At 68.9% G+C, this 1,573-nt stretch carries 2 protein-coding genes; both read left to right on the top strand.

Annotated features, from left to right (window positions below):
• On the top strand, positions 1 to 863 hold an 863-nt coding region (locus ABZS66_RS61675), incomplete at its 5' end, for a CoA transferase (RefSeq protein WP_354774284.1).
• Between the two features lie 178 nt (positions 864 to 1,041).
• The coding region (locus ABZS66_RS61670) for a GAF domain-containing protein (protein WP_354774282.1) at positions 1,042 to 1,573 on the top strand (532 nt) is incomplete at its 3' end.

Genomic DNA, 1,573 nt, shown 5'->3' with positions numbered 1-1,573 from the left:
AGTTATCGATCACCGCCACACCACAACATCGACGCCCTTACGAAACACGGCCTAGCGGTGGCGGGCAGCCTCTGGAGCGCGTGCGCGCCCTGGGCATGGGGCACGTTATCGCCGGCGCGGGCCTGGGACGCGCGCTGGCGCTCCACGGGGCCGATGTGCTGAATGTGTGGCGGCCGGACGAGTTCGAGCACGACGGCGCGTACGCCAACGTCGGCGTCCGGTCCTGTCGCATCGACGCGCGCGCCGCGCACGGGCGGACGCAAGTAGGCGATCTCCTGCGCGGCGCGGACGTGTTCTTCGCCAACCGCCGTCCGGGCTATCTCGAGTCGATCGGGATGGACCTCGCGTCGGCTGTCCATGCTCGCCCCGGACTCGTGCACGCGACGATCTCGTTCGCCGGCACCGAAGGCCCGTGGTCCGGCCGTGTCGGCTTCGACCAGAGCGCCGGCGCAATGACGGGGATGGCCGACCTCGAGGGCGACGGGATCACGCCGGCACTGTCGCCGATCCTCGTTGTGAATGACTACATCGCAGCCTGGCTGGCGACCCTTGGCGTGGTTCAAGCACTCCGGCTGCGGGCGAGCCAATGCGGAAGCTGGCGGGTACACGTCTCCTTGGTGCGAGCAGCTGCATGGATCCTTGGCCTGGGACTCGTGGACCGGTCCTTCGCACGGGAACGGGCCGGCCGGGCGGGAACCGCTCATGCTTACCTTGACCCAGAGCTGTTCTCGGCTGACACCCCGCTCGGCCATTACCAGGGGGTGACCGACCAGGTACGGATGAGCGAAACGCCAGGCCGCTTCCGTGAGGTCTTGGTCGCTCGCGGATCGTGCGCCCCCGCGTGGCTACCTCACGCTCGGTGACCCAGCCCGCAGGCCATCGGGAACCGTGCACCTGGACTTCATCAGTACCGCCACTGTCACGAAATCCTTGCGGCGATCCGCTCCATCCCACAGAGACGTCCCGTTGGTCGTCGAGCGCTACGCTAGGTAGCAGAACCAGGATCACGAGACGCTCGGCGGCTGGTGATGGGGGGCTCGCATGGACGGAGGCCTCGCCCAGGTCGTTGAGCAACAGGCCGCGCTGCGACGCGTCGCCACGTTGGTTGCGCGCGGCGTGCCTCCGACCGCGGTGTTCGACGTGGTCGCCGCGGAACTGGATCGGCTCATCGGCGCCGACGGTGCGGTAATCGACCGCTACGAGACAGACGGCACGATCACCGTGCTCGCCAGCAGTGGCTCGGGGCTCCCGGTCGGCACACGCGGATCGCTGGAGGGAAGCCCTGTCTCGGCTCAGGTGTGGCGCACCGGCCGTTCTGTCCGGGTCGAGCGCTACGCGGGTGGTTCCGGCCCGCTGGCTGCGCAGATTCGCGAGTTGGGGATCCGCTCGGCGGTGGGCGCCCCGATCGCCGTTGAGGGACGCCTCTGGGGGCTGACTGTGGCCTTCACGAAGCAGGAAGAGCCAATGGCCGCCGACGCCGAAGTGCGCATCGCGGAATTCACCGACCTGGTCGGCACCGCGATCGCCAACGCCCAGGCCCGAGCCGACCTAATCGCCTCCCGGACCCGTGTGG

The organism is Dactylosporangium sp. NPDC005572 (assembly GCF_040605515.1).
In the GTDB taxonomy this organism is placed as follows: domain Bacteria; phylum Actinomycetota; class Actinomycetes; order Mycobacteriales; family Micromonosporaceae; genus Dactylosporangium.
This window is presented reverse-complemented; position numbering and strand designations above follow the sequence as displayed.